The sequence below is a fragment of the Streptomyces sp. NPDC005722 genome (genome assembly GCF_040630935.1).
Taxonomy (GTDB): domain Bacteria; phylum Actinomycetota; class Actinomycetes; order Streptomycetales; family Streptomycetaceae; genus Actinacidiphila.
Map to the genome: position 1 here is coordinate 54,964 of NZ_JBEXYN010000010.1, position 23,830 is coordinate 78,793.

General features: G+C 72.0%; 21 protein-coding genes and 1 tRNA gene. 12 read left to right on the top strand and 10 right to left on the bottom strand.

Going from position 1 to position 23,830, the window contains the following annotated elements; all coding sequences use genetic code 11:
• Positions 1-3: 3 nt before the first annotated feature.
• The 4 genes from ABZ479_RS14600 to ABZ479_RS14615 all read left to right on the top strand — a co-directional run bounded on the left by ABZ479_RS14600 (position 4) and on the right by ABZ479_RS14615 (position 6,293).
• Complete coding sequence (locus ABZ479_RS14600) at positions 4-1,311, top strand: acyltransferase family protein (protein ID WP_500461918.1); 1,308 nt, start codon at positions 4-6, stop codon at positions 1,309-1,311.
• Between the two features lie 198 nt (positions 1,312-1,509).
• Positions 1,510-3,300 (top strand): ABC-F family ATP-binding cassette domain-containing protein, encoded by a 1,791-nt coding sequence (locus ABZ479_RS14605; RefSeq protein ID WP_500461919.1) that lies wholly within the window; start codon positions 1,510-1,512, stop codon positions 3,298-3,300.
• 382 nt (positions 3,301-3,682) lie between these two features.
• Positions 3,683-5,254 (top strand): outer membrane protein assembly factor BamB family protein, encoded by a 1,572-nt coding sequence (locus ABZ479_RS14610; protein WP_500461920.1) that lies wholly within the window; start codon positions 3,683-3,685, stop codon positions 5,252-5,254.
• A gap of 307 nt (positions 5,255-5,561) precedes the next feature.
• Complete coding sequence (locus ABZ479_RS14615) at positions 5,562-6,293, top strand: helix-turn-helix transcriptional regulator (protein WP_499600286.1); 732 nt, start codon at positions 5,562-5,564, stop codon at positions 6,291-6,293.
• Here ABZ479_RS14615 and ABZ479_RS14620 read toward each other — a convergent pair.
• Positions 6,217-6,549: a hypothetical protein gene (locus ABZ479_RS14620; RefSeq protein ID WP_500461921.1), complete on the bottom strand. Its 333-nt coding sequence runs from the start codon at positions 6,547-6,549 to the stop codon at positions 6,217-6,219. The two genes, ABZ479_RS14615 and ABZ479_RS14620, sit on opposite strands and share 77 nt — an antisense overlap.
• 11 nt (positions 6,550-6,560) lie before the next feature.
• Positions 6,561-8,231 (bottom strand): sodium:solute symporter family protein, encoded by a 1,671-nt coding sequence (locus ABZ479_RS14625; RefSeq protein WP_500461922.1) that lies wholly within the window; start codon positions 8,229-8,231, stop codon positions 6,561-6,563.
• Positions 8,232-8,334: 103 nt separating this feature from the next.
• Here ABZ479_RS14625 and galT point away from each other — a divergent pair, with 103 nt between their 5' ends.
• The 4 genes from galT to ABZ479_RS14645 all read left to right on the top strand — a co-directional run bounded on the left by galT (position 8,335) and on the right by ABZ479_RS14645 (position 13,400).
• Positions 8,335-9,408: a galactose-1-phosphate uridylyltransferase gene (galT, locus tag ABZ479_RS14630; protein WP_500461923.1), complete on the top strand. Its 1,074-nt coding sequence runs from the start codon at positions 8,335-8,337 to the stop codon at positions 9,406-9,408.
• A 99-nt stretch (positions 9,409-9,507) separates the two neighbouring features.
• Positions 9,508-10,497, top strand: a complete 990-nt coding sequence (gene galE / locus ABZ479_RS14635; protein ID WP_500461924.1) for a UDP-glucose 4-epimerase GalE — start codon at positions 9,508-9,510, stop codon at positions 10,495-10,497.
• Positions 10,494-11,639, top strand: coding sequence for a galactokinase (gene galK / locus ABZ479_RS14640; protein ID WP_500461925.1), 1,146 nt, complete (start codon positions 10,494-10,496; stop codon positions 11,637-11,639). The genes galE and galK overlap by 4 nt, the downstream gene beginning before the upstream one ends.
• 963 nt (positions 11,640-12,602) lie before the next feature.
• Positions 12,603-13,400, top strand: a complete 798-nt coding sequence (locus ABZ479_RS14645; RefSeq protein WP_500461926.1) for a LuxR C-terminal-related transcriptional regulator — start codon at positions 12,603-12,605, stop codon at positions 13,398-13,400.
• 75 nt (positions 13,401-13,475) lie between these two features.
• Here ABZ479_RS14645 and ABZ479_RS14650 read toward each other — a convergent pair whose 3' ends face one another.
• Both ABZ479_RS14650 and ABZ479_RS14655 read right to left on the bottom strand, forming a co-directional pair.
• Positions 13,476-14,726: an SH3 domain-containing protein gene (locus ABZ479_RS14650; protein WP_500461927.1), complete on the bottom strand. Its 1,251-nt coding sequence runs from the start codon at positions 14,724-14,726 to the stop codon at positions 13,476-13,478.
• A 450-nt stretch (positions 14,727-15,176) separates the two neighbouring features.
• Positions 15,177-15,674, bottom strand: coding sequence for a MarR family winged helix-turn-helix transcriptional regulator (locus tag ABZ479_RS14655; protein ID WP_499600166.1), 498 nt, complete (start codon positions 15,672-15,674; stop codon positions 15,177-15,179).
• 121 nt (positions 15,675-15,795) lie between these two features.
• Between ABZ479_RS14655 and ABZ479_RS14660 the strand changes: the two genes are divergently transcribed.
• Positions 15,796-16,617, top strand: a complete 822-nt coding sequence (locus tag ABZ479_RS14660) for a trans-aconitate 2-methyltransferase (RefSeq protein ID WP_500461928.1) — start codon at positions 15,796-15,798, stop codon at positions 16,615-16,617.
• A gap of 5 nt (positions 16,618-16,622) precedes the next feature.
• Positions 16,623-16,991, top strand: coding sequence for a VOC family protein (locus ABZ479_RS14665; RefSeq protein WP_500462032.1), 369 nt, complete (start codon positions 16,623-16,625; stop codon positions 16,989-16,991).
• 69 nt (positions 16,992-17,060) lie between these two features.
• Here ABZ479_RS14665 and ABZ479_RS14670 read toward each other — a convergent pair whose 3' ends face one another.
• The 6 genes from ABZ479_RS14670 to ABZ479_RS14695 all read right to left on the bottom strand — a co-directional run bounded on the left by ABZ479_RS14670 (position 17,061) and on the right by ABZ479_RS14695 (position 21,827).
• Positions 17,061-17,555: a hypothetical protein gene (locus ABZ479_RS14670; protein WP_500461929.1), complete on the bottom strand. Its 495-nt coding sequence runs from the start codon at positions 17,553-17,555 to the stop codon at positions 17,061-17,063.
• A 48-nt stretch (positions 17,556-17,603) separates the two neighbouring features.
• A complete protein-coding gene (pth, locus tag ABZ479_RS14675; protein ID WP_500461930.1) occupies positions 17,604-18,206 on the bottom strand; it encodes an aminoacyl-tRNA hydrolase in 603 nt (200 codons plus the stop codon).
• Between the two features lie 66 nt (positions 18,207-18,272).
• A complete protein-coding gene (locus tag ABZ479_RS14680; RefSeq protein WP_499600170.1) occupies positions 18,273-18,881 on the bottom strand; it encodes a 50S ribosomal protein L25/general stress protein Ctc in 609 nt (202 codons plus the stop codon).
• A gap of 198 nt (positions 18,882-19,079) precedes the next feature.
• On the bottom strand, positions 19,080-20,057 hold the full coding sequence (locus tag ABZ479_RS14685) for a ribose-phosphate diphosphokinase (protein WP_499600171.1): 978 nt from the start codon (positions 20,055-20,057) through the stop codon (positions 19,080-19,082).
• A 152-nt stretch (positions 20,058-20,209) separates the two neighbouring features.
• Entirely contained in the window at positions 20,210-21,649 is a 1,440-nt protein-coding gene (glmU, locus tag ABZ479_RS14690; RefSeq protein WP_500461931.1) for a bifunctional UDP-N-acetylglucosamine diphosphorylase/glucosamine-1-phosphate N-acetyltransferase GlmU, read from the bottom strand.
• Positions 21,650-21,756: 107 nt separating this feature from the next.
• Positions 21,757-21,827, bottom strand: a tRNA-Gln gene (locus ABZ479_RS14695).
• A gap of 245 nt (positions 21,828-22,072) precedes the next feature.
• On the opposite strand from ABZ479_RS14695, the gene ABZ479_RS14700 reads away from it, so the two are divergent.
• Together ABZ479_RS14700 and ABZ479_RS14705 are read left to right on the top strand one after the other, a co-directional pair.
• Positions 22,073-23,062, top strand: a complete 990-nt coding sequence (locus ABZ479_RS14700; RefSeq protein ID WP_499600173.1) for an acyl-CoA desaturase — start codon at positions 22,073-22,075, stop codon at positions 23,060-23,062.
• 76 nt (positions 23,063-23,138) lie between these two features.
• Positions 23,139-23,741: a TetR family transcriptional regulator gene (locus tag ABZ479_RS14705; protein WP_499600288.1), complete on the top strand. Its 603-nt coding sequence runs from the start codon at positions 23,139-23,141 to the stop codon at positions 23,739-23,741.
• The last annotated feature ends 89 nt before the right edge of the window (positions 23,742-23,830 follow it).

Here is a 23,830-nt window from a genome sequence, read left to right on the forward strand (position 1 = left end):
GCCATGGGGATGACAGCCGGAGAGACGGCCGCGGCCACGCCCGCGGCTCGGGACCGCTACGTCGACTTCCTGCGGGTGGCGTCACTGGCCACGGTCGTGCTGGGGCACTGGCTGATGGCGGCGGTGACCACCGGGGCCGGCGGGGGAGTCGAGGTCGGCAACCTGCTGGCGGTGCGCCCGGCGCTGCAACCGCTGACCTGGGTGCTCCAGGTCATGCCGGTGTTCTTCTTCGTCGGCGGCTTCTCGCACGCGCTCTCGTACCGCTCCGTCGCGCGATCCGGCGGCGGCTACGCGGACTTCCTGCGGGCCCGGCTACGCCGGTTGCTGCGGCCGACGATGCTGTTCGTCGCGGTGTGGGGCGCGGGCGCGCTGCTGCTCCCGGTGCCGGACGTGGCGGCGCGGCTGGTGGCGCAACCGCTGTGGTTCATCGGGATCTACCTCGGCATGGTCGCCTTCACCCCGCCGCTGCTGCGGCTGCACGAGCGGTACGGCTGGGGGGCCTTCGCCGCGCTCGCGGCCGGGGCGGTCCTGGTGGACGTACTGCGCTTCGCCGCCGCCGTGCCCTACGTCCCGTTCCTGAACTTCGCGTTCGTGTGGCTCGCGGTGCACCAGCTCGGCTTCCTGCGCGCGGACGGCCGGCTGCGGCGCCCCGCGGCCATGGCGGCCTGCGGGCTGGCCGGGGCGGTCGCGCTGGTCGCCCTCGGGCCGTACCCGCTGTCCATGGTGGGCATGCCGGGCGAGCGGATCTCCAACATGGCGCCGCCCACGCTCGCCCTGCTCTGCCACGGCGTGTGGCTCGTCGGCGCCGTCGAACTGCTGCGCCGCCCCGCCGCGCGCCTGCTGCGGCGGCCCCGCGTGTGGCACGGCGTGGTCGCCGCGAACGGCATCGCGATGACGGCGTTCCTCTGGCACCTCACCGCCATGCTCGCCGTGTACGGCGCGCTGATCTCGCTCGGCGGCACGCTGCCCGCCCCGGCCACGGCCGCCTGGTGGGCCCAGGCGCCCCTGCGCGTGGCGGCCGCGACCGCCCTCACCGCCGCCCTGGTCGCCGTCTTCCGCCGCGCCGAACGCCCCGCAGCGCCCTCCGTCCCTGCCGCCCGGCGGGGCACGTCCCTGTCCGGCCCCGGCGCGGCCCTCGGCGTCGCCCTCGCGCTCCTCGGCGTCCTCGGCCTGTCCGCCGTCGGCTTCGGCGGCCTCCTCGACGGCCACTCGGCCACCCTGATCGCCTTCCGCGTCACGGCCCCGGCCGCCGTCCTCATGGCCGCCGCCGGCTGGGCCCTGGTCGAGCGCGCGGGCCGCGCCAGGGTCTGAGCCCGACGTCAGCCCACGCGACGTACCCCGGCCGCAGGGCGCATGGCGGCCCCGCGCAGTGTGCGGGGCCCGGGCGCGGGGGGACGCCGGAAGCGGGCGGGCCCACCCGCACGGGTGCGCGCCGGGGACGGCCGGGCACGGGGGACGGGAGGGCCGCACTACCCTGGGAGGTCGTTCGTTCGTAGTGACAGGAGTCCCATGGCCGTCAACCTGGTCAACGTCGAGTCCGTCAGCAAGGTGTACGGAACGCGCACCCTGCTGGACGGGATCTCGCTCGGCGTATCGGAGGGCGACCGCATCGGTGTCGTCGGCCGCAACGGCGACGGGAAGACCACCCTGATCCGGATGCTGGCGAAGCTGGAGGGGCCGGACACCGGGCGCGTGACGCACACCTCGGGCCTGCGGCTGGGCGTGCTGACGCAGCACGACAGCCTGGACCCGCAGGCCACCGTCCGGCACGAGGTGGTCGGCGACCGGGCGGACCACGAGTGGGCCGGCGACGCCAAGGTCCGGGACGTGCTCACCGGGCTCTTCGGCGGGCTGGACCTGCCGGGCTTCCCGCAGGGGCTGGACACCGTGATCGCGCCGCTGTCCGGAGGCGAGCGCCGGCGGATCGCGCTGGCGAAGCTGCTCATCGCCGAGCAGGACCTGCTCGTGCTCGACGAGCCCACCAACCACCTCGACGTCGAGGGCATCTCCTGGCTGGCGGGCCACCTGCGGGCGCGCCGCTCGGCCCTGGTGTGCGTGACCCACGACCGCTGGTTCCTGGACCAGGTCTGCACCCGCATGTGGGACGTGCAGCGTGGTGACGTCCACGAGTACGAGGGCGGCTACAGCGACTACGTCTTCGCCCGCGCCGAGCGCGAGCGGATCGCCGCGACCGAGGAGGTCAAGCGGCAGAACCTGATGCGCAAGGAACTGGCCTGGCTGCGCCGTGGCGCCCCCGCCCGCACCAGCAAGCCGCGCTTCCGCATCGAGGCCGCCAACGAGCTGATCGCCGACGTGCCGCCGCCGCGCGACAACGCCGAGCTGATGAAGTTCGCCACGACCCGGCTCGGCAGGACCGTCTTCGACCTGGAGGACGTGACCGTCCAGGCCGGGCCCAAGGTGCTGCTGAAGCACCTGACCTGGCAGCTGGGCCCGGGCGACCGGATCGGCCTGGTCGGCGTCAACGGCGCCGGCAAGACCTCCCTGCTGCGGGCGCTCGCGGACGCCGCCGTCAGCGAGGGCGAGAAGCAGCCCGTGGCGGGCAAGGTGGTGGTCGGCAGGACCGTGCGGCTTGCCTACCTGTCGCAGGAGGTCGCCGAACTCGACCCGGCGCTGCGGGTGCTGCAGGCGGTGGAGTCGGTGCGCGGCCGCGTCGACCTCGGCAAGGGCCGGGAGATGACGGCCGGTCAGCTCTGCGAGAAGTTCGGCTTCACCAACGAGAAGCAGTGGACCCCGGTCGGCGACCTCTCCGGCGGTGAACGCCGCAGGCTCCAGCTGCTGCGGCTGCTGATGGACGAGCCCAACGTGCTCTTCCTCGACGAGCCCACCAACGACCTGGACATCGAGACCCTGACCCAGCTGGAGGACCTGCTCGACGGCTGGCCCGGCTCGATGGTGGTCATCTCCCACGACCGGTACTTCCTGGAGCGCACCACCGACCGGGTCCTGGCCCTGCTCGGCGACGCGACGCTGCGCATGCTGCCGCGCGGCATCGACGAGTACCTGGAGCGCCGCCGTGCGGCCGTCGAGGCGGCCGCCCCCGCGCCGGCCCCGGCCAAGCCCAAGGGCGGCGGCGACAGCCGCGCGGCCAAGAAGGAACTGCAGCGCGTCGAGCGGCAGCTGGACAAGATCGCCGAGAGGGAGTCGAAGCTGCACACCGCCATCGCCGAGAACGCCACCGACTTCGAGAAGGTGGCCGAACTCGACCTGGAGCTGCGGTCGCTGGCCGCCGAGCGCGAGGAACTGGAGATGCGCTGGCTGGAGCTGGCGGACGAGGTCTGACGTCCTCCCCGGCCCGGAGGCCGGGGATCTCCGCCTGCTCCAGCACGGGCTGACGCCGCCGGTCCGGCGGCCCTGGCAGCGTCGACCGCCGTGTTGATGTCCCGGTCCAGGACGGCCCCGTACGCGCCGCAGGTCCACACACGGACGTGCCGGGGCCCGGGGCCGTGGGCTCGAAGCGGCCGCTCCGGATGAAGCCGGCGTCCCGGCCACTTCGATCCGGGCTGGGGCGAACAGTTCGGCGGCCTGGGCCCGGTGCGCTGCGAACAGGTCGAGTAGCAGTGCCGTAACGGTCCTCGGGCGCGGGGGCGGAACGGTGTGTGACCGGTGGTACAAAGAGGGTCACCGTCCGCCCCGAACGCCTGTGCCCGAAAGGTGCCCGCTGATGTCGCAGCCGCCGCCTCCCCCCGGCAACCAGCCCGGATTCGGGCCGCAGCCGCCTCAGTACGGTTACCCGCCGCAGCAGCCGAACCCGTACGCCCAGCCGCCGGCGCAGCCGCAGGGCGGGCAGCCGCCGCCTCCGCCGCCGGGTCCGTACGGGCCCAACCCGTACGCCCAGGCGCCGACCCAGCCGCTGCCCGGGTACGGCTACCAGCAGTACCCGCAGTACCCGCAGCCGCCGAAGCGCGGCAACGGCAAGGTGGTCGGGATCGTGGCCGCGGCGATCGCGGCGGTCCTGGTCGTCGGCGCGGGTGTCTTCCTGGCGACCACGGGCGGGGACGACGACGGGCCCGCGGACACCCCGGCGAAGGGCGGCAGCAGCCGGCCGGCCGGCGACGGGCCGCTCAAGGCGCGGGCGTTGTGGGACAAGCGGGCGGTGCGGCCGCCCAAGTCCGAGATCACCGCCCCGGTGGCGGAGGCGTGGTTCACGGGCAACGCGGTCGTCAAGACGATGCCGGACGCGCTGCGTTCCTTCGACATCGACAGCGGCAACGAGAACTGGTCGATCCCCCTGTCCGGCGACTCCTGCCCGGGCCCGGAGTCGCCGTCGAACGACCGCCTGGTGCTGCAGTACGGCACGGACTGCGACAGCGTGATCGCCGTCGACATCGCCAAGGGCCGGAAGCTGTGGGCGAAGAAGCTGCCCAGCCCGAACGGCCGGACCTCGCACAGCTACTCGCAGATCGCGCTCACGGGCGACACCGCGGCCGTCTCCTGGATCGGCGGTTCGGTCGCGTACCGGATCAGCACCGGTGCGGTGCTGTGGACGCCCAAGGCCGGTTCCGAGTGCACCGACAAGGGCTACCACGGCGGCACCGCGCTGATCGCGGTCGTCGAGTGCGGCGGCTTCGGCGGTGACGAGTACGTGCAGGGCCTCGGTGAGGGCGGCGCCAAGAAGTGGTCCTGGCAGGTGCCGAACGGCAGCGAGGTCTACAGCGTCATCTCCACGGACCCGGTGGTCGTCGGCCTGGCGGCCGGCGGCGCAACGCTGACCGACATCGTGTACCTGGACGGCGGCAAGATGAAGAGCCGCATCTCGCTGGGCGCGGGCGGCGCCGATGCGACGTACCGGATCCGGTGCGAGGACAACCGGTGCACCAACGTCGCCGTGGACGGCACGACCATCTACCTCCCCACCAAGACCCATTCGGGCAGCGGCGCCTCCTACTCGCAGACCAACGAGATCGCCGCGCTCGACCTCGTCACCGGCAAGCCGAAGTGGCTGGCCAAGCCCGACGAAGAGCGCGAGCTCAAGATCGTCGGCATGAGCGGCGGCAAGGTCGTGGCCTACCAGAAGAACACCTACGACAAGCCGGGCCGCCTGGTGCGGCTCGACCCCGCGACCCGTGCGTTCAGCCTGTTCATGGAACTGCCGGAGAGCGGCAAGGACATGGAGAACGACTTCCTCGACAGCGACTCGGGCCGGTGGCTGTACAAGGACCACTTCTTCCTGACCTCCGACCACATCTCCGCCTCGGCCAACCTGACGGACCGCTCCATCGCCGCCTTCGGCTGACCGGGGACCCGCCGCCGGCGTGCCGCCGCCCGTGCGCCGACGCGCGGCGACGCGCGCCGCCAACTCAAACACGCACAGCCGGTCGCAAGTCGGCCATGTTTGGAGATAATGCGGATTTAGGGAGGCTTCTGCCGAGTAGGGGGCGCAAAGCGTCGAACAAGCGTGTACCTTCCCGGGCATGGCCCGGGCCCGCCGCGGGGGCACAGGCGGTATGCCGGACGGGCTTCGCCACGGCATGTGAAAGGGGACCGGCTTGGACTCGGTGGGCAGGTCCGCACCAGTCCATGGGGGGATGAGGGGGACGCCCATGGGCGTACGGCTCGTCGTCGTCGACGACCATCGTCTGCTGGCCGAGGCGCTCGCCTCGGCGCTGAAGCTGCGCGGGCACCGGGTGCTCGCGGCGGCCGCGCCCGCGTCGGGCGCGGCGGATCTCGTGCTGAGCCGCTCGCCCGAGGTGTGCCTGATCGGGACGGCCGCACCGGCCGAGCCGGGTGCCTTCGACGCGGTCGTCCGCATCAAGCGGGAGCGGCCGGGCGTCGCGGTGCTGGTCCTCGGGCCGGTGCCCAACCCGCGGGGCATAGCCGCCGCGTTCGCCGCCGGGGCGTCCGGCTACGTACGGCACGACGAGCGGATCGAGGGCGTCGAGCGGGCGATGGCCAAGGCGCGCGCCGGCGAGGTGGCCGTGGCGCCCGCGCTGCTGCAGGGTGCCTTCGCCGACCTGCTCAACCCGGTGGCCGAGCCGGACGACGAGGGCACCCGGCTGCTGCAGATGCTCACCCCGCGCGAGGTCGAGGTGCTGCTGCGGGTCGCGGAGGGCGAGGACACCCGGCTGATCGCGGCCGGCATGCGGATCGCGCCGAGCACCGCCCGTACGCACGTGCAGCGGGTGCTGATGAAGCTGGGGGTGGGCTCCCGGCTGGAGGCCGCCGCGCTGGCGGCCCGCACGGGTCTGCTGGACCGGGTCAGCCACCACCTCCCGGGCGGTGCGATCCCTGCTCAGGCGTCTCCTCAGGAGCGGGCGGGGGAGGAGGGGGGCTGAGCTTCATCCACAGGAGGGAGAGCAGTCCCAGCACCAGCATGCCGATCCCGGTCCAGAGGTTGATGTTGATGCCCTGGGCCTTGGCGATGTCCGCGTCGGAGGCCGTGATCCCGGCCACGGTCACGATCACCCCGTAGACCACGAAGAGGCCGCCGATGACGCGGCGCACGTCGAACAGGCGTGCCGCCGAGGCCGACTTGTGCTCCAGGTCCTGGATGCGGTGCTGGAAGTCCGACTCGTTGCCGTACTCGCTCACGACGGGTCACCTCACAGGGAGAAGGGGATGTAGCACAGCACGGCGAGGAGGACGGCGCCCCAGCCGAGCAGCGCGGGCCTGCGGTACCAGGCGTCGTCGCCCCTGGCGGGCGGTTCGGCCATGCCGGGTGCGGTGGTCCCGTAGACCAGTCCGGCCAGCGACTCGACGGGCTTGGGCCGGGTGAACCAGGAGACGAGGACCATCACCACCGCGCCGACGACGAAGGCGGCGATGGCGGAGACGAAGTTGGCGCCCTGGTCGCTGGGGATGGAGATCAGCCCGCCCTTGTAGAACCAGAAGTAGTTGACCATCGCGGCGACCGTGCCGCTCAGCAGTCCCCAGAAGCCGGCCGCGGCGGTGGAGCGCTTCCAGAACATGCCGAGGATGAAGACGCAGAACAGCGGCACGTTGAAGAACGAGAACAGCGTCTGCAGGTAGTTCATGATGTTGCTGAAGGACGAGGCGATGAAGGCCGTGCCCATGCCGATGAGCACGCCGATCGCGGTCACCACGCGGCCCGCGGTGACGTAGTACCGGTCGGGGCGGCCGGGCCGTACGTAGGCGCTCCAGATGTCGTACGTGAAGACGGTGTTGAAGGACGAGACGTTGGCCGCCATGCCGGCCATGAAGGCGGCGAGCAGGCCGGTGATCGCGATGCCGAGGACGCCGTTGGGCAGCAGGTCGCGCATGAGCACCGGGATCGCGTCGTTGTACTGGAGCCCGCTGCCCGGCTTGCCGATGCCGGGCTCCATGACGAGCGCGATCAGCCCCGGCAGGACCACGATCAGCGGGATGAAGAGCTTGGGGTACGCGGCGATGAGCGGGGTGCGCTGGGCGGCCGAGAGGTTCTTCGCGGACAGGGCGCGCTGCACCTCGGCGAAGTTGGTCGTCCAGTAGCCGAAGCTGAGGACGAAGCCGAGACCGAGCACGATGGTCAGCCAGTTGGCGCCCAGCGGGTTGGGCGAACCGATGCCCGTCCTGTCCCAGGCGGAGAGGAAGGCCGTGCCGTGGGAGTCGGTGAGCGAGTCCGTCAGCCCGGACCAGCCGCCGACCCGCTTGAGGCCGACGACGGTGAGCGGGATCAGCGCCGCGAGGATCACGAAGAACTGCAGCACCTCGTTGTAGATGGCCGAGGAGAGGCCGCCGAGGGTGATGTAGAAGAGCACGAAGAAGCCCGAGACGACGATCGCCACCCACTGCGGCCAGCCGATCAGCGCCTCCAGCACGATCGCCATGGCGTAGAGGTTGACGCCCGCGATGAGCAGCGCGGACACCGCGAAGATGATCGAGCTGAGCAGGTGCGAGGCCGGTCCGAAGCGGTGCAGCAGGAACTCGGGCACGGAGCGGACCTTGGAGCCGTAGTAGAACGGCATCATCACCAGGCCGAGGAAGACCATGGCCGGGATGGCGCCGATCCAGTACCAGTGCACCGTGTAGGCGCCGTACTGTGCGCCGTTGGCGGCCATGCCCAGGATCTCGGTGGCACCCAGGTTGGCGGCGATGAACGCGAGACCGGTGACCCAGGCGGGCAGCGACCGGCCGGACAGGAAGAAGTCGAGGCTGGTCCGGACGGCGCGGCGGGCGGCGAAGCCGATGCCGAGGACGACCACGAAGTAGATCGCGAGGATCGAGTAGTCGAGCGCGTTGGTCGGGAGCCGTAGCCCTTCTGCCAGGTTTTGCATGGTTCGATCACTCCCCGCAACGGGGTCTCCGTTGACGTTGCTGTTGCGTTGTGGTTCATTGTGTTTAGTTCTGTTTGTTGGCGTGGCGTGAGGAGCCCGCAGGGTGAAGAAGACATCGACCCGGCTCGCCGACGGGCGCGAGCTGATCTACTACGACCTGCGCGACGGAGAGCCCCGCGACGCCGTCGACCGCCGCCCGCTGGACCCGGTGACCAGCGCCTCGGAGATCCGCCACGACCCGCTGCTCGGTGACTTCGTCGCCATCGCCTCCCACCGCCAGACCCGCACCTACCACCCGCCCGCCGACGAGTGCCCGCTCTGCCCGTCCCGGGAGGGGCGGTTGAGTGAGATCCCCGAAGACCACTACGACGTGGCCGTGTTCGAGAACCGCTTTCCCTCGCTCACCGGAAAACATGGCCGCTGCGAGGTCGTGTGCTTCACCGACCGGCACGACAGGTCGTTCGCCGACCTGACGCCCGAGCAGGCGCGCCTGGTGCTCGACGCCTGGACCGACCGCACCGCCGAACTCTCCCGGCTGCCCGGCGTCGAGCAGGTCTACTGCTTCGAGAACCGCGGTGAGGAGATCGGCGTCACCCTCGGCCACCCGCACGGCCAGATCTACGGCTACCCGCACGCCACCCCGCGCACCGAGCTCATGCTGCGTTCGCTGGAGCGGCACCACGAGGCCACCGGCGGCCGCAACCTCTTCGAAGACCTCGTCGCGCGCGAGCGCGAGGACGGCAGCCGCATCGTCCTCGAGGGCGAGCACTGGACGGCGTTCGTGCCCTACTCCGCGCACTGGCCGTACGAGGTGCACCTCTACCCCCGCCGCAGGGTGCCGGACCTGACCGGCCTGGACGAGGCGGCCCGCGCCGAGTTCCCGGGGATCTACCTGGAACTGCTGCGCCGCTTCGACCGGATCTTCGGCCCCGAGGGCCCGTACCGGCCCGAGGCCCCGGTGGAGCCGCCCACCCCGTACATCTCCGGCTGGCACCAGGCACCGTTCGGCAGCGAGTGGCGCGAGGAGTTCGCGCTCCACCTGGAGCTGTTCACGATCCGCCGCACCAAGGGCAAGCTCAAGTACCTGGCGGGCTCGGAGTCCGGCATGAGCGTCTTCATCAACGACGTGCCGCCGGAGGCCGCCGCGAGCCGCCTCAGGGAGGTCGCCACCCCGTGAGCGGTGCCCCGCACCGCCGCGGTGACCCTCATCGGGGCGGGTGTTCATCCGGCGCCGCTACCGTAACCCCGAGTCGAACCCGAGAAAGGCAGTGACCCCGTGAGCGACCCCCGCACGAAGAAGGTTCTGGTCACCGGAGGCGCCGGTTACGTCGGCAGCGTCGTGGCGGCCCATCTGCTGGAGGCGGGGCACCGGGTCACCGTCCTGGACGACCTGTCCACCGGCTTCCGGGACGGCGTCCCCGAGGGCGCCGACTTCGTCGAGGGACGCGTCCAGGACGTGGCGAAGGTGCTCGACGGTACCTACGACGCCGTGCTGCACTTCGCGGCCAGCTCCCAGGTCGGCGAGTCCGTCGTCCACCCCGAGAAGTACTGGCGCAACAACGTCGTCGGCACGCTGGACCTGCTCACCGCCATGCGGGACGCCGGAGTGCGGCGCCTGGTCTTCTCCTCCACGGCGGCCACCTACGGCGAGCCGAAGTCCGTCCCGATCACCGAGGACGACCCGACCCTGCCGACCAGCCCCTACGGCTCGTCCAAGCTCGCCGTCGACCACATGATCACCAGTGAGGCCGTCGCCCACGGCCTGGCCGCGGTCTCCCTGCGCTACTTCAACGTCGCCGGCGCCTACGGGGCGTTCGGCGAGCGGCACGCCCCCGAGTCGCACCTCATCCCGCTCGTGCTGCAGGTCGCCCAGGGCCGCCGGGAGGCCATCTCGGTCTTCGGCGACGACTACCCCACCCCCGACGGCACGTGCGTCCGCGACTACATCCACGTCGCCGACCTGGCCGAGGCGCACCTGCTGGCGGTCGACGCGCCGGCCCCCGGCGAGCACCTGATCTGCAACCTCGGCAACGGCAACGGCTTCTCGGTGCGCGAGGTCGTCGAGACCGTCCGCCGGGTCACCGGCCACCCCGTCCCCGAGGTCGTCGCCCCGCGCCGCGGCGGCGACCCGGCCGTCCTGGTCGCGTCCGCCGAGCGGGCCAAGGAGCGCCTGGGCTGGCGCCCCTCGCGCACCGACCTGGACGGCATCGTCCGCGACGCCTGGACCTTCGCGCAGGACCTGCAGAACCGGGAGGGCGGCAAGTGAGCGAGGACGGCTTCCGCGCCACGTACGGCACCGGCCCCGAGGGCGTCTGGGCCGCCCCCGGCCGGGTGAACCTGATCGGCGAGCACACCGACTACAACGACGGCTTCGTGATGCCGTTCGCGCTGCCGCACGCCACCGTCGCCGCGGTCGCCCGCCGCGCCGACGGACGGCTGCGGCTGCACAGCGGCTCGCCGGACGTCCCCGCCGGCGTCGTCGAACTCCACGTCGACGAACTCGAACCCGGCGGCGGTGCCGGCTGGGCCGACTACCCCGCGGGCGTCATCTGGGCGCTGCGCGACGCCGGGCACGAGATCACCGGCGCCGACGTCCACTTCGAGAGCACCGTCCCCACCGGCGCCGGGCTGTCCTCCTCGGCCGCCCTGGAGGTCGTCACGGCCGTCGCCCTGAACGACCTCTTCGGCCTCGGCCTGGAGCGCTGGCGGATCGCCCGGCTCTGCCAGCGCGCCGAGAACGTCTACGTGGGCGCCCCCACCGGGATCATGGACCAGACCGCCTCGGCGTGCTGCACCGAGGGGCACGCCCTGTGGCTCGACACCCGCGACCTGTCGCAGCGCCAGATCCCCTTCGACATGGCCGTCCAGGGCCTGCGGCTGCTCGTCGTCGACACCCGGGTCACCCACGCCCACAGCGAGGGCGAGTACGGCAAGCGGCGCGAGGGCTGTGAGGAGGCGGCGGCGCTGCTCGGCGTGGAGGCGCTGCGGGACATCCCGTACGAGGGGCTGGACGAGGCGCTTGCCCGCCTCGAGGACCCCGCCCTGCGGCCACTCGTACGGCACGTGGTCACCGAGGACCGCAGGGTCGAGCGGGTCGTGGGACTGCTGGAGGCCGGCGACGCCCGCGCCATCGGGCCGGTGCTGACCGAGGGCCACGCCTCGCTGCGCGACGACTTCAAGGTCTCCTGCCCGGAACTGGACCTGGTGGTGTCGGCCGGCGTGGAGGCGGGCGCCCTCGGCGCGCGCATGACCGGCGGCGGTTTCGGCGGTTCGGCGATCGTGCTGGTGGAGGAGTCCGCGGCGGAGAAGACCGCCGAGGCGATCGCCGGCGCCTTCGCCACGGCCGGCCACCGTGAGCCGCGCGTCTTCACCGCGGTGCCGTCCGCGGGGGCCCGCCGGCTGGTGTAGGCGCGCTACCGGGCCGACAGGGCGTGGTGCGGTGCGGCTGCCGGTTCTTCGGCTGTCGCGCCGTCTCGCGCCCTGCGGGCGCAAAGCGCTGGCTGCGGATGGGAGGGTGGGGGGCCTGCCTTGTTTGCGGTGTGCGGCCCGGTGGGTGGCTGGGGTTCAGGCGCCGGAGCGGGTTGCCTCTCCCCTGGCGGCGGTCTCGTTGCCGTCCGCGGGTATAGATGGCCGGTGACCACGCCCACCGTCCGTGGGTGGCGCGCCTGCCGTAACCGGCGTCTGCGGGTGCTTCCCCGACATCGGGCCCTCTTCCGACGGCTATACCGCTGAAAGCGAGCCCGATCTCCGTCAGCCCAAAGATCGGGCTCTGTTTCGACGTCCATACCGTCGAAAGCGGGCCCGATCTCCTCCCGACCCCCCGGCAGCACCCCGGAATACCCGCAGTCGCGGGTTACGGCGGGCGCGCCCAGCACCGGCAGTAGGCGTGGAAGCGGCCATCTCTACCCGCGGACGGCAACGACACCGACACCGCCGGAAGGGCAACCCGCTCCGGCGCCTGAACCCGCACCCCCGCCCACCCGCACACTGCCGACAAGCCCCGGCCGCCACCCTCCCCTCCGCAGCCGGCCGCTGTGCGCCCGCAGGGCGCGAGACGAACCCGCACCCTCCCGAGCGCCGCTCTTCGTCCACCGCTGTGGAAAACCGCACCACGGGCCACACCAGGCGGGTCCCGGCGGAAGTCCGTCCCGCAAGTTTTTCCATTCGGGCGCCTTTGTCTGCTCCTGCCCCTACGCTTTTTGGCAGCGCCGGTGGGGGCCGGCGGCATCAGGGGGCGAGACACAAGGGTTCGGCACCTGGTTGGGGACGGCTGCTAGCCCGGCGGCGTGCGGCGTCCGCTCCAGGTGCCGGCCCTCCGTGCACATCGACCTCGTCCGTGGGGGGAAGTGCCGAATGCCGGGAGTGGGGCCCGTGGGACGAATCCGCGTTCTCGTCGTCGACGACCACCGCATCTTCGCCGAGTCGCTCGCGGCCGCTCTCGCGGCCGAACCCGACGTCGACGTCTCGGCGGCCGGGAGCGGCGCGGCCGCCCAGCGCTGCCTGGAACGCGCGGCCACCGACGGCCGCCGCTACGACGTGCTGCTGGTCGACGCCGACCTCGGGGCGACGTCCGCCGCCGGGGTCCGGGTGCTGGGCGCACCCAAGGCCGCCCCGCAGGCCGGGGCCGACGGCGGCGGGCAGGCCGGGCTCGACGGCATCGCCCTGGTGGAACGCGTACGGTCCGAGCATCCCGCCACCCGGACGGTCGTGCTGGCCGAGCGGGACGACGCCCGCCGCGCCGCCCGGGCGCTGCAGGCCGGGGCCTCCGGCTGGGTCGCCAAGGACTGCTCGCTGTCCCGGCTGCTGGCCGTGATGCGCGGCGTCCTGCGCGACGAGACGCATCTGCCGCCCGCGCTGCTCACCGGTGTGCTGCGGGAACTGACCGCCGCCCGCCGGCACCGGACGGAGAGTGAGCGCCTGGTGGAGTCGCTCACCCCGCGCGAGCAGGAGGTGCTGCGCTGCATGGTGGCCGGTCTGGGCCGCAAGGCGGTCGCCGAGCGGCTGTACCTGTCGCCGCACACCGTCCGCACCCACATGCAGAACGTGCTCGGCAAGCTGGGAGTGCACTCGACGCTGGCCGCCGTGGCGCTGGCCCGGCGGGCCGGGGTGCCCCCGGTCGACGGCGACGGTGGCCGGATCGGTTCAGCGGCCCCCGTCCAGCACGCCTGACGGCATCGCGCACGGCGGATCGCCCTCCCCGTTGCCGGGGAGAGCGACCCGCCGGGTCACCGCGGATACCCGCGGTCATTCACCGCCGACGCCGGTTGCCGGCGCCGGGCGGTCACCGCTGACGCCGGTGGTCGGCGCCGAGCGGCTGGTGTCACGGTCGTTGGAACGGTCACGGTGCTGACCGTTCTCCTGACCGCGGTCATTGAGGCCGTCGAACGGGTCGCGGCCGCCGTCACCACGCTGGCTGTCACCGGCCTCGTCGAACGGGTCGCGGTTGTTGTCGCCGCGGTTGCCGCCGTTGCCACCGTTCCCGCCATGGCCGCCGTTGCCGCCGCGGCCGTTGTCGCCCCGGTTGTCACCGCGGCCGTTGCCGCCGTGGCCGCCGTTGCCACCACGGCCGTTGTCACGGCAGTTGAAGCCGCCGTTGAAGCCGCCGTTGAAGCCGGGGACGCCCACGCCCACCAGGCCGGGACTGCCGATGAAGCCGGGGCCGCCGATCCCACCGACGCCACCGACACCGCCGACGAAGCCGGGGCCGCCCACGCCGCCGATCCCACCGACGCCACCGGGGCCGCCGACGAAGCCGGGGCCACCCACGCCACCGACACCGCCCACGCCGCCGATCCCGCCGACCCCACCGGGGCCGCCGACGAAGCCGGGGCCGGCGATCCCGCCGACACCCCCGACGCCACCGACACCGCCCACGCCACCGATCCCGCCGACGCCACCGATCCCGCCGACGCCACCGCGGCCGCCGCCCGGGCCGTCGCTGCGCTGGGCGAGGGCGACGCTGTCCAGGGGCTCCTCGGTACGGCTGTCCTCGCGGAACGGGTCCTCCACGCCGTTGAAGCGCTGGTCGCCGCGGTTGTGCTCGCGGCCACCGTGCCCGTTGTTGCGGCAGTTGACGCCGCCGATCCCGCCGATGACGCCGGGGACGGCGATCCCGCCGACGCCACCGATGCCGCCGACACCGCCGACGCCACCGATGCCGCCGACACCTCCGACACCGCCGAAGCCGGGACCGCCGACCCCGCCCACGCCGCCGACCCCGCCGGCACCCGGGGGGCACCAGGCCGGCGCCGGGCCGACGTTGGCGACGAAGCGGGCCGAGGACCAGGCCCAGTAGTTGCCGCTGAGCTGGTACCAGCGCGAGTTGCCGGCGATGGGGCTGCCCACGGACTTGCAGACGATGGCCACCAGGGCGTTGAAGGGGATGACGCCGACGCTGGAGAACTGGACGCCCGGTCCGCTGCGGACGCGCAGACCCGTACGGGCGACGACGCGGCCCTGGAACAGGGCCGCGTTGGGGGAGCGTGCGGACTTCACCGCCACTTCACGGGACAGGTCCCGGAGACGCTCCGAAGGGGAAACGAGTTCACTTTGGCCGTCCGGTCCAGGAGCGGCAGGCACCCCTGCGGCAGGCCGGCCGTCATTGGCGAAGGCGGTGCCCATGGTGCCGATGGCGAGGGTGCCGGCCAAGGCGCCGGTCACCGCGGTTGCGGCTATCTTGCTTGCGCGGGTGTGCAGAGTCATCTGCATCTCCAAGGTGGAGCGGGACCCGGCGGGGTCCAGGGAAAATGGAAGCCGGACGCGCCCCGACCGCCTTCCACTTGACGTTGTCGGAATGTGGTGCGCCGGCAGCCGCAAAAGTGGCCATTTGAGCCTTTAAGCGGCGTTCACGGACATCACGCTAAGTGCGCCACTATGTGTGCGCAACCGGTGGCGGAGCGTGGTCGTTTGTGATCATTCCCTGGCGGTTGTGCCGGGCAATCGGCGTCAACCGGGGATGTTGTCGAAGGGCGCGGTCAACTGTCGGAGCAGGTTCGCGAGTTCCCCGCGCTGGCGGTCGGAGAGCTCTCCGAGGATGGCCCTCTCCTGGGCCAGCAGGCCCGCCAGGGCCTGGTCCGCCCGGTCCCGCCCCTCCGGGGTGAGCCGTACGAGGACGCCGCGCCGGTCCGAGGGGTCGGGCAGCCGCTCGACGAGCCCCTTCTTGGTGAGCCGGTCGATCCGGTTGGTCATCGTCCCGGAGGTGACGAGCGTCTGGGTCAGCAGTTGCCCGGGGGAGAGCTGGTAGGGCGCGCCCGCGCGGCGCAGGGAGGTGAGCACGTCGAACTCCCAGGGCTCGAGTCCGTGCTCGGAGAACGCCAGCCGGCGGGCCCGGTCCAGGTGCCTGGCGAGCCTGCTGACCCGGCTGAGCACCTCGAGCGGTTCGACGTCGAGGTCAGGGCGCTCCCTGCGCCACGCAGCGACCAGCCGATCGACCTCGTCCTCCATGGAGATCAGTGTAGTGGTTGTGTCGACATGAAGTCTCTTGACATCAAGAGATTAGCTCTGGAACCTTGTGGGCAATGTCGGCGGCAGGAAGAGATCCATCTCTCGCCAGGGAGTTCGAAACATGCCCGCAGCAGCCTGGGATCCCCAGCAGTACCTCCGTCATTCCACCCACCGCACCCGCCCCTTCCACGACCTGCTGGCCCGGATACCCGAGCTGCCCGGTGTGAGCCCGCGGATCGCCGACGTGGGCTGCGGCCCCGGCAACGTGACCGCGCTGCTCGCGCAGCGCTGGCCCGGCGCCCGGATCACCGGCTTCGACAGCTCCGCAGAGATGCTGGAGGCCGCCCGGGCCTACGAGGGCCCCACCCCCGGGGGCGGCAGCCTCACCTTCCGCGCCGCCGACGCCGCCCACTGGGTGCCCGACGGCACCTACGACCTGATCGTCTCCAACGCCGCCCTGCAGTGGGTCGAGGGCCACGCCGACCGCTTCCCGCTCTGGGTCGAGCACCTCGCCCCCGGCGGCGTCCTCGCCTTCCAGGTCCCCGGCAACTTCACCTCGCCCAGCCACGCCCTGCTCGGCGACCTCTGCGACTCCCCGGCCTGGCGGGACCGCCTCGGCGACGGACACGGCCGCCGCTACGTCCACATCCTCCAGCCCCCCGGCTACCTGGAGCGGCTCATCGAGATCCCCGAGGTCGAGGTGGACGTCGACGTCTGGGAGACCACCTACGTGCAGCTCCTGCAGGGCGAGGACGCGGTGCTCGAATGGACCAAGGGGACGGCGCTGCGCCCGGTGCTGACCGCGCTGGAGGACGACCCCGAGGCCGCCAGGGAGTTCCTCGGCCAGTACCGCGACCTCCTGCGCAAGGCGTACCCGGCCGGCCCGCACGGCACCGTCTTCCCCTTCCGGCGGATCTTCGCCGTGGCGAGGAAAGCGGGGTGACCCCGGTGATCACCGGCCTCGACCACGTCCAGCTCGCCGTCCCGCCGGGCTCCGAGGAAATCCTGCGCGCCTTCTACTCGGGCGTCCTGGGGATGGGCGAGGTCCCCAAGTCGCCGGTGCTCGCAGCCCGGGGCGGCTGCTGGTTCGCCGCCGGCCCGGTCCAGCTGCACATCGGCGTCGAGGAGGACTTCCGCCCCGCCCGCAAGGCCCATCCGGGCTTACGGGTCAGCGGCATCGAGGCCTTCGCGGAACGGCTGGAGTCCCGCGGTACCGCGGTCGTCTGGGACGGTGACCTCCCGGGCCACCGCCGCTTCCACACCGCCGACCCGTTCGGCAACCGTCTGGAGTTCCTGGAACCGGCCGGCGCCTCGTGACACCCCGGCGGCGCCGGCCCCCGCGGAGGGGGCCGGCGCCGCCGGCGTCCACGACCACGGAGCGTGCCCTCACAGGGTGAGGAAGGACGCCCCCAGGAGTGCGACGCCGGCCGCGGCGGCGGTCCAGGCGGTGCGCGGCCAGCGCAGGCCCCCGGCGAGGACCAGGGCGGAGAGGAGGAGGGCGCCGCCCAGCGGGACCCAGGCGTGCAGCACGCCGGCGAGCCCGCTGCGCACCACGTCGTCGGTGCCGGGCTTCACCGCGACCGGAATCCGCTCACCGGTGCGGCGGGTGACCGCCTTGTCGATCGTCACCTTGCCGCGGACGGAGCCGAGGCCGGTGGGCACGAAGGGCCCGGTGCAGGTGTCGGCGCCGCAGCGGGAGACCGTCATCGTGCCCTGCTCGCGGCCCTTGGTGAGCATGACGTGCTGGGCCGTCTTCCACGAGGTCCACACCCCTGCCGCCAGCATGAACAGGACCAGTGCGCTCAGCAGGACGATGCGGCCGACCAGCACCAGCCCCCAGGCGCTCTCGGCGGTGCGGCGGGTGAGACTCCGTTTGACCATGCGGGCGATCCTTGGCCATGGCGTGGCACTCGGTCAACCTTTCGATGGTCAACCGTTGTAGGCGCCCTGCGCCCTCTCCAGCCCGTCACAGATGAGGGACTCGACCGCGTCGGCCGCCCGGTCCACGAACCACTCGAGCTCCTTGCGCTCGGCCGAGGAGAAGTCCTTGAGGACGAAGTCCGCGACCTGCATCCGCCCCGGCGGTCGGCCGATGCCGCAGCGGACGCGCAGGTAGTCCGGGCCGAGGGACTTGGTGATCGACTTCAGGCCGTTGTGGCCGTTGTCGCCACCGCCCTGCTTCAGGCGCAGGGTGGCGTAGTCGATGTCCAACTCGTCGTGCACCGCGACGAGGTTGCCGAGCGGCACCTTGTAGAAGTCGCGCAGCGCCGTCACCGGGCCGCCGGAGAGGTTCATGTACGTCATCGGCTTGGCCAGCACGACGCGGCGCCCGGCGACACGCCCCTCGACGACCTGGGACCGGCTCTTGTGGGTCTTGAAGCGCCCGCCGATCCGCTCGGCGAGCAGGTCCGCGACCATGAAGCCGATGTTGTGCCGGTTGCCGGCGTACTCCGGACCGGGGTTGCCGAGGCCGGCCACCAGCCAGGGCCCCTCGGGGGCGCTTTCCGCTGCGCTCATGCTCATGACGTCCATTCAACAGGACCGCCGCCCCGCTCCTGACGGAGCGGGGCGGCGGACGGGAAGAGCGTGCTGCCGTGACTACTCGGCAGCGGCCTCGGCGCCCTCGCCCTCGGCAGCCTCGCCCTCGCCCTCGGCGGGAGCCTCGGCCTGGGCGGCGACGACCTGGAGCACGACGGCGTCCTCGTCGACGGCCAGCGTGGTGCCCTTGGGCAGGACGATGTCCTTGGCGAGCACGGAGGCGCCGGCCTCCAGGCCCTCGACGGAGACGGTGACGCCCTCGGGGATGTGGGTCGCCTCGGCCTCGACCGGCAGCGCGTTGAGCACGTGCTCCAGCAGGTTGCCGCCCGGGGCCAGCTCGCCCTCGGTGACGACCGGGACCTCGACGGTGATCTTCTCGCCGCGCTTGACCGAGAGGAGGTCGACGTGCTCCAGGAAGCCCTTCAGCGGGTCGCGCTGCACGGCCTTGGGGATGACCAGCTCGGTGCCGTCACCGTCGATGGCCAGGCTGATCAGCACGTTGGGGGTGCGCAGCGCGAGCAGCAGGTCGTGACCCGGCAGGGTGACGTGCTTGGGGTCCTGGCCGTGGCCGTAGATGACGCCGGGGACCAGGTGGGCGCGGCGGACGCGACGGGCGGCGCCCTTGCCGAACTCGGTGCGCAGCTGCGCGGTGATCTTGACCTCGGACATGGGGATCACACTCCTCGTGGAGAGACGACGGGACTTCTTTCGGTCGCCCAGCCCACGACGGGCCGTTCCACTTACGAGGAGCGCGTCGATAACGGAGTGGCCCGCGTGAACGCGGACGGCCTCCCTCGCCGAGCAACTCGCAGAGTCTACCCGGCGGGGAGGCCGCCCCGGAAATCGATCAGTGCGCGGAGCGCGTGATCAGTGCGCGTCCTCGAAGAGGCTCGTCACGGAGCCGTCCTCGAAGACCTCGCGGACCGCGTTGGCGAGCGTCGGCGCGATGGAGAGCACCGTGATCTTGTCGAGGTCCAGCTCACCCGGCGTCGGCAGGGTGTCGGTGAACACGAACTCGCTCACCTGGGAGTTCTTCAGCCGGTCCGCGGCCGGGCCGGACAGGACGCCGTGGGTGGCGGTCACGATGACGTCCTCGGCGCCGTTGGCGAACAGGGCGTCCGCCGCGGCGCAGATGGTGCCACCGGTGTCGATCATGTCGTCCACCAGGACGCAGATGCGGCCGCGCACGTCACCGACGACCTCGTGCACGGTGACCTGGTTGGCGACGTCCGGGTCGCGGCGCTTGTGGACGATGGCCAGCGGCGCGCCCAGGCGGTCGCACCAGCGGTCGGCCACGCGCACCCGGCCGGCGTCCGGGGAGACGACGGTCAGCTTCGAGCGGTCGACCTTGGCGCCCACGTAGTCCGCCAGCAGCGGCAGCGCGAACAGGTGGTCCACCGGGCCGTCGAAGAAGCCCTGGATCTGGTCGGTGTGCAGGTCGACCGTGAGGATGCGGTCGGCGCCCGCGGTCTTCAGCAGGTCCGCGACGAGGCGGGCCGAGATCGGCTCGCGGCCGCGGTGCTTCTTGTCCTGGCGGGCGTACCCGTAGAACGGCACGACCACGGTGATGCGCTTGGCGGAGGCCCGCTTCAGCGCGTCGATCATGATCAGCTGCTCCATGATCCACTTGTTGATGGGAGCGGTGTGGCTCTGGATGACGAATGCGTCCGAGCCGCGCGCCGACTCCTCGAAACGGACGTAGATCTCACCGTTCGCGAAGTCGAAGGCCTTCGTCGGCACAAGGTTGACGCCCAGCTCACGTGCCACCTCCTCCGCGAGCTCGGGGTGTGCGCGGCCGGAGAAGAGCATCAGCTTCTTCTCACCGGTCGTCTTGATCCCGGTCACTGCACCGTCTCCTTGGTGTTCAACGCAGCTTCGCCTTCGGTCACGGGAGCTGGCGGAATTGTGTGCACCTCACACGGTACGCGTTGCCCGGCGCGACCGCGCACGTGGGGAAGGCCACTGCATCCGCGGCTCCCCCGGCGACGTCCCGCCGGTCACGCCTCCGGGGCGGTCTGCTGGGCCTGTTCGGCGGCGTGGGCCGCGGCGCTGCCGGGACGCTTCCTGGCCACCCAGCCTTCGATGTTGCGCTGCTGGCCGCGGGCGACGGCGAGCGAACCGGCCGGTACGTCCTTGGTGATCACGGAGCCCGCGGCGGTGTAGGCGCCGTCCCCGACTGTGACGGGCGCCACGAACATGTTGTCCGAGCCGGTGCGGCAGTGGGAGCCGATCGTGGTGTGGTGCTTGGCCTGCCCGTCGTAGTTGACGAAGATGCTGGCGGCGCCGATGTTCGTGTACTCGCCGATCGTCGCGTCGCCGACGTACGACAGGTGCGGCACCTTGGTGCCCTCGCCGACGGTGGCGTTCTTCATCTCGACGTAGGTGCCCGCCTTCGACTTCGGGCCGAGCCGGGTGCCCGGGCGCAGGTAGGCGTACGGGCCCACCGTGGCCGCCTCGCCGATCTCCGCGCCCTGCGCCACGGTGTTGCTCACCGTGGCTCCGGCACCGACCAGGGTGTCGGTCAGCGTGCAGTTGGGGCCGACCTCGGCGCCCGAGGCGAGCCGGGTCGCGCCGTACAGCTGGGTGTTCGGCAGCACGAGGGTGTCGGGCTCGAACTCGACCGTGACGTCCAGCCAGGTCGACGCCGGGTCCATGATCGTCGCGCCCTCCAGCATCGCCCGGTGCAGCAGCCGGTCGTTGAGGATGCGGCGGGCCTCGGCGAGCTGCACGCGGTTGTTGATGCCGGCGATCTCGCGGTGGTCCTCGGCGACCGAGGCGCCGACGCGGTGGCCGGCCTCGCGCAGGATGCCGAGGGTGTCGGTGAGGTACTCCTCGCCCTGGGCGTTGTCGGTGGTCACCTTGGCCAGCGCCTCGGTCAGCAACCGGGCGTCGAAGGCGAACACCCCGGAGTTGATCTCGCGCAGCGCCCGCTGCTCGTCGGTGGCGTCCTTCTGCTCGACGATCGCGAGCACCGAGCCGTCGGCGCCGCGGACGATGCGGCCGTAGCCGGTGGGGTCGGGCACCTCGGCGGTCAGCACGGTGACGGCGTTGCCGTCGGCGGCGTGCGCCGCGACCAGCGCGCGCAGGGTGTCCGGGGTGAGCAGCGGGGTGTCGCCGGCGGTGATCACCACCGTGCCGGTCAGCTCCGGGAGTTCCGCGAGGCCGGCCCGGACCGCGTGGCCGGTGCCGTTCTGCTCGTACTGGACGGCGGTGCGCACCGCGGCGTCGGTCCCGGCCAGGTGGGCGGTCACCTGCTCACGGGCGTGACCGACGACGACCAGCAGGTGTTCCGGCTCCAGGGCGCGGGCCGCCGCCACGACGTGCCCGACCAGGGACCGGCCACTGATGGTGTGCAGGACTTTGGGGGTTGCCGACTTCATGCGGGTGCCCTCACCCGCGGCGAGAACGATGACGGCAGCCGGGCGGTGGGCGCTCACGGAACGGGCTCCTCGGCGTGGGGTGAAGGTCACCCGAAGGATACCGGGGCGTTTCGGACGGTGAACGCGGAAGGGTCGCGACGGTTGCCGCGACCCTGCGTTCCGCGCTCCGCTGCCAGGATTCGAACCCGGACTTAAGGGACCAAAACCCTCAGTGCTGCCGTTACACCACAGCGGATGGAAACACCTGCCGAACAGGACATCCCGTCAGGGTGCCCGGCGGCCTCCACCACTATGCCGCACCGACCGCCTCCAATGCGACGAGAAAGATCGGTACTTCCCCTCCCCGTGGAGTGGGTACATGTGCCAAGAGCCGTATTCCGGCCGACACGCGTGCTCTGTTCGGCCTTCACTTGGCGCTGCCATACTTACGAAGCCGTAAGTTACGGTGGCGTAGCCCCCGACCTTCATTGAGGGACCACCATGACCACACAGACCGACGTGATCACCGAGTCCCCGGAACCCGGGGCCGGCGACGGGGACCGGACGCCCCGTGCCACCCTCGGTGCTGACAGGAAGCAGTCGCTCGAACAGATCACCCTCGGACTCTTCATCGGCATCCCCTTCCTCGCGCTCGTCGCGGCGATCCCGTTCGCGTGGGGATGGGGCCTGAGCTGGCTCGACCTCGGCCTGATGGTGGGGATGTACTTCCTCGGCTGTCACGGCATCACCATCGGCTTCCACCGCCACTTCACCCACGGCTCGTTCAAGGCCAAGCGCCCGCTGAAGATCGCCCTGGCCGTCGCCGGGTCGATGGCCGTCGAGGGACCGGTCGTGCGCTGGGTCGCCGACCACCGCAAGCACCACAAGTTCTCCGACGCCGACGGCGACCCGCACAGCCCCTGGCGGTACGGCGAGAGCGTCCCCGCCCTGCTCAAGGGCCTGTGGTGGGCGCACATGGGGTGGCTGTTCGACGAGGAGCAGACCCCCCAGCACAAGTACGCCCCCGACCTGATCAAGGACCCCGCGATCCGCCGGATCAGCCGTGACTTCTGGCTGTGGACGACGGTCTCCCTGCTGCTCCCGCCGCTGGTCGGCGGCCTGGCGACGATGTCCTGGACCGGCGCCGCCACCGCGTTCTTCTGGGGCTCCCTGGTCCGCGTGGCCCTGCTGCACCACGTCACCTGGTCGATCAACTCGATCTGCCACGCGATCGGCAAGCGCCCCTTCCGCTCCCGCGACAAGTCCGGCAACGTCTGGTGGCTGGCCGTGCTGTCCTGCGGCGAGTCCTGGCACAACCTGCACCACGCCGACCCCACCTCCGCCCGGCACGGTGTCCTGCGCGGCCAGATCGACTCCAGCGCCCGCATCATCCGCTGGTTCGAACTCCTGGGCTGGGCCAGTGACGTACGGTGGCCGACCGCTGACCGGATCGCGGCCCGCCGTAAGGAGAGCGTCAGCGAAGCGGCATGATTGACGGGTGAGCGACGGCAGAAGCAGCAGCAGGGGCAGCGAGGGTACGACGTCGCGGCGCACCCGGCGGGTCCGCATGACGGGCAAGGAGCGCCGCGAGCAGCTCCTCGACGTGGGGCGCACGCTCTTCGCCGAACGCGGTTTCGAGGGCACCTCCGTCGAGGAGATCGCGCACAAGGCGGGCGTGTCCAAGCCCGTCGTGTACGAGCACTTCGGCGGCAAGGAAGGGCTCTACGCCGTCGTCGTGGACCGCGAGATGCGCCAGCTGCTGGACATGGTCACCGGTGCCCTCACCGGTGGCCACCCCCGCGAACTGCTGGAACAGGCGGCCTTCGCACTGCTGGACTACATCGAGCAGTACACCGACGGCTTCCGGATCCTCGTCCGGGACTCGCCCGTCGCCCAGTCGACCGGCACCTTCGCCTCGCTGATCAGCGACATCGCCACCCAGGTGGAGGACATCCTGGGCATGGAGTTCAAGCAGCGCGGCTTCGACGCCAAGCTCGCCCCGCTCTACGCGCAGGCGCTGGTCGGGATGGTCGCGCTCACCGGGCAGTGGTGGCTGGACGCCCAGAAGCCCAAGAAGGCGGAGGTCGCCGCCCACCTGGTGAACCTCTCCTGGAACGGGCTGTCCGGGCTGGAGCCCAGGCCCCGGCTGATCGGCCACCGCAAGAACTGACACCGGCCACCCGCTCCGCGCACACATGACGAGGGCGGTGCACCCCGGAAGCGGGGTGCACCGCCCTCGTCATGTCGTGCGACGGGCGC

Bases quoted from the DNA above. Each gene is read 5' to 3' on its own strand.
- ABZ479_RS14600 (WP_500461918.1), top strand. From the start codon at position 4: ATGGGGATGACAGCCGGAGAGACGGCCGCGGCCACGCCCGCGGCTCGG.
- ABZ479_RS14605 (WP_500461919.1), top strand. From the start codon at position 1,510: ATGGCCGTCAACCTGGTCAACGTCGAGTCCGTCAGCAAGGTGTACGGA.
- ABZ479_RS14610 (WP_500461920.1), top strand. From the start codon at position 3,683: ATGTCGCAGCCGCCGCCTCCCCCCGGCAACCAGCCCGGATTCGGGCCG.
- ABZ479_RS14615 (WP_499600286.1), top strand. From the start codon at position 5,562: ATGGGCGTACGGCTCGTCGTCGTCGACGACCATCGTCTGCTGGCCGAG.
- ABZ479_RS14625 (WP_500461922.1), bottom strand. From the start codon at position 8,231: ATGCAAAACCTGGCAGAAGGGCTACGGCTCCCGACCAACGCGCTCGAC.
- ABZ479_RS14655 (WP_499600166.1), bottom strand. From the start codon at position 15,674: ATGGAGGACGAGGTCGATCGGCTGGTCGCTGCGTGGCGCAGGGAGCGC.
- ABZ479_RS14660 (WP_500461928.1), top strand. From the start codon at position 15,796: ATGCCCGCAGCAGCCTGGGATCCCCAGCAGTACCTCCGTCATTCCACC.
- ABZ479_RS14670 (WP_500461929.1), bottom strand. From the start codon at position 17,555: ATGGTCAAACGGAGTCTCACCCGCCGCACCGCCGAGAGCGCCTGGGGG.
- pth (WP_500461930.1), bottom strand. From the start codon at position 18,206: ATGGACGTCATGAGCATGAGCGCAGCGGAAAGCGCCCCCGAGGGGCCC.
- ABZ479_RS14680 (WP_499600170.1), bottom strand. From the start codon at position 18,881: ATGTCCGAGGTCAAGATCACCGCGCAGCTGCGCACCGAGTTCGGCAAG.
- ABZ479_RS14700 (WP_499600173.1), top strand. From the start codon at position 22,073: ATGACCACACAGACCGACGTGATCACCGAGTCCCCGGAACCCGGGGCC.
- ABZ479_RS14705 (WP_499600288.1), top strand. From the start codon at position 23,139: ATGACGGGCAAGGAGCGCCGCGAGCAGCTCCTCGACGTGGGGCGCACG.